We start from the raw sequence: 2,924 nt of genomic DNA on the forward strand, positions 1-2,924 counted from the left end.
CCTGGAGCTCTTTGCCAAAAAGGCTGTGGCTCTGGCAGGGAAGCGGGCAAAGCTTATCCCGGTAGTACTTTATATTTTGGGCATCTTTCTCGCGGCAATTGGACCAGGATCTATACCTGTTATGGCTTTGATGGCCATGTTCAGTATGGCCCTGGCTGCCCAGATGAAGATAAATCCCCTTAAGCTGGTGCCCATTGCAGTATCAGGTGCGGCAGCAGGGGGTCTTTCCCCTATCGCTCCATCAGGGATTATTGCGATTAATCTGGCGGCCAAATCAGGGTTTACCGATATCGGTATACCTTTCTTCTTTAACTCCCTGCTGTCATATACCTTGTTTGGCATTGTCATGTACTTCTTTTTCAAAGCGTATAAAATTGATACGGACGCACCTTTTAAAATGGACGATCTGCCGAAGTTCAACAGAAATCAGATAATTACCCTTGCAGGTATCGCAGTTATGGTTGTATTAGTGATTTTTGGTAAATTCAATATTGGTCTGATGGCCTTTTTAACTGCAGGGGTGTTGACTTTCCTTAGGGTTGCGGACGAGAAGCAAGCTGTCTCTGGTATTCCTTGGGGAATACTGGTGATGGTAGCCGGGGTAAACGTCTTGATGGACGTGGTTATTAAGTTACAGGGCATTAAAATGATGGCTGCTTTCTTAGGTTCCTTAATGAATGAAAGTACGGCCACGCCGATTTTAGCCCTAACGAGTGGTATTATGACTTTTTTTAGTTCAACATCGGGGGTCGTAATGCCCACAATGATTCCCACCGTCAAGGATATTCTTGCTACCCTAGGCAACCCTCAAAATATTACTGCAACGGAAATGATTTCTGCATTAGTTAATACTTCCCAAAATGCAGGCATGAGTCCATTGTCAACAGCAGGCGCTCTGATCATGGCAGCATATGGATCTACATTTAATCCAAGCCAAAAAGAGGAGCATAAGCTATTCGTAACCTTATTTGGAATTTCTGTGGCAGGACTAATTTTCATGACTGTTGGGTCCTACTTTGGTTTATTTAAAATATTTAACTAAAGTGGAGATAATCACTAGTAGGTTCATCATGATGAACTGCTATACCGGACAGCACATACGGTGGTGTGGAGGCGGTTAGGCACTACTCCCTGTAATAATCATGTGAGAAGGGGTATAATTCCTTTAAAAATTTAGAATATTAGGAGTTTTATCATTTGTGTTAATCAGCTTAATTATTGGAATAGTCAAGCCGTTTGCTGGTTTAGCACCACAGGCCATTATTTACTGGCAACGGCAGCCGCTGCTTTGGGTATGTGGATCTTTCGGCCTGGCGGCTTGCCTGTTACAAGAATGGGGGGAATATGAGAAGGGCTTTGAGTAGTACGGTAAATGTTGACGCATATACAACTCAAAGCCCTAACACAAAGCATTATGATCATAACAACCATATAACATAAATTGGATAATTTGAGCCTAGGGACCATTAAATTGATTCCTTTTATTCTTTATAAAGGTTATAATTACTTCAAGTGAAGGTGATTATTTCAGAATTATCACGAATTCAAGATAAATGAATTGTTCACTAGGAGGCCTTTATGGGAAGTCCAGTGTTAATTGGGGTAATATCTACCCATGCTGAATTAACATCTATATGCCGTCAAATAAGTCTGCCGGGCGTTAAATTATTAATTAATGAAGGTGCCTTGGAAAAATCATTGCACGGCTTAAAAATATTTGAAGAAAAAGGAGTCGAAACCCTGGTCACTACCCGGGGAAACTCTGTGTTCATAAAGGAACACACAAGTTTACCTGTTATTTCGATTCCAGAAAATAATTTTGATATTTTTTTGCCGCTAGCTCGAGCCTCACAAAAATATGGCCCCAATATGACACTGTTCTCTTACAGAGCCTTGCCTAAAGGATTAGATGAAATAAGGAAAGTTATGGGTTTCAATTTAAAAACCATTATTTTTAATAATCACAACCATCTAGAACACCTTCTTGAACAGTTAAAAGGTTCCGACATGGTGATTGTAGGTGGGGGGTTAGTTTGTCAATTAGCGTCATCTTTAGGATTTATTACTGAACAAGTGAATATGAATAAGGACTATATTATAGACGCTATGGAAGCAGCGCGGGAACTAGCCATGGCAAGGCGGGTAGAAAAAAAGGAGGCTTACAGGTTACAAACTATTTTAGATTTGACTCATGAAGGGATCATCGCTACTGATGAAAAAGGTGTAATAACCTTATTTAACAAGGCTGCCGAAAAAATTTTTAATTTTAAAACAGAAGATGTTTTGGGGTGTAACATTAAAAATGTTCTACAAACTATTAAGTTGCAGGAGACATTGTTAACAAAAGAAGCAACTTTTGGTGAAATTATTAGTTTTGAAAACTCTGAGGTAGTTGTTAATAGAGTACCTGTTTTAAATAAAAAGGAAGAAATCTCCGGTGTTGTAGCAACAATCCAACCAGCTCAAGAAATCCAGGAACTCGAAGAAAAAATAAGAAGGCAGCTTTCCGAAGATAAGACCGGGATTAGGTATAATTTTAATGACATTAAAGGGGAAAGCTATGCAATTCGTTCAACTATTGAATTAGCCCGGAAATTCGCTCAAACTGATGAAACGGTTTTAATTATGGGGGAAAGTGGTACAGGAAAAGAGCTGTTTGCCCAAAGCATTCACGTCGCTTCAAAGAGAAAAACAAAACCTTTTTTGGCCATTAATTGTGCGGCTATTCCTGGTACACTATTGGAAAGCGAGCTTTTCGGGTACTCGGAGGGAGCTTTTACAGGCGCCCGCAAAGGAGGCAAGGCCGGTCTTTTTGAACTAGCGCACGGGGGAACGATATTTCTTGATGAAATCGGTGAAATGCCCCTGGATGTACAGGCAAAGCTTTTAAGGGTAATTCAGGAAAAAGAGGTCCGCAGGGTAGG

At 40.5% G+C, this 2,924-nt stretch carries 3 protein-coding genes; all 3 read left to right on the forward strand.

From position 1 onward, the window contains the following. Positions 1 to 1,042: SLC13 family permease (locus L7E55_RS17410; protein WP_277445630.1), on the forward strand; the 1,042-nt coding region annotated here is incomplete at its 5' end. Positions 1,043 to 1,199: 157 nt separating this feature from the next. Next, the gene (locus tag L7E55_RS17415) at positions 1,200 to 1,364 is read left to right on the forward strand and encodes a hypothetical protein (protein ID WP_277445631.1); all 165 of its coding nucleotides are present in this window, start codon (positions 1,200 to 1,202) and stop codon (positions 1,362 to 1,364) included. A gap of 214 nt (positions 1,365 to 1,578) precedes the next feature. Next, positions 1,579 to 2,924, forward strand: a 1,346-nt coding sequence (locus tag L7E55_RS17420; RefSeq protein WP_277445632.1) for a sigma 54-interacting transcriptional regulator, incomplete at its 3' end; no start/stop codon positions are given.

Origin of the sequence: Pelotomaculum isophthalicicum JI (assembly GCF_029478095.1) — a bacterium.
Taxonomy (GTDB): Bacteria; Bacillota; Desulfotomaculia; order Desulfotomaculales; family Pelotomaculaceae; genus Pelotomaculum_D; species Pelotomaculum_D isophthalicicum.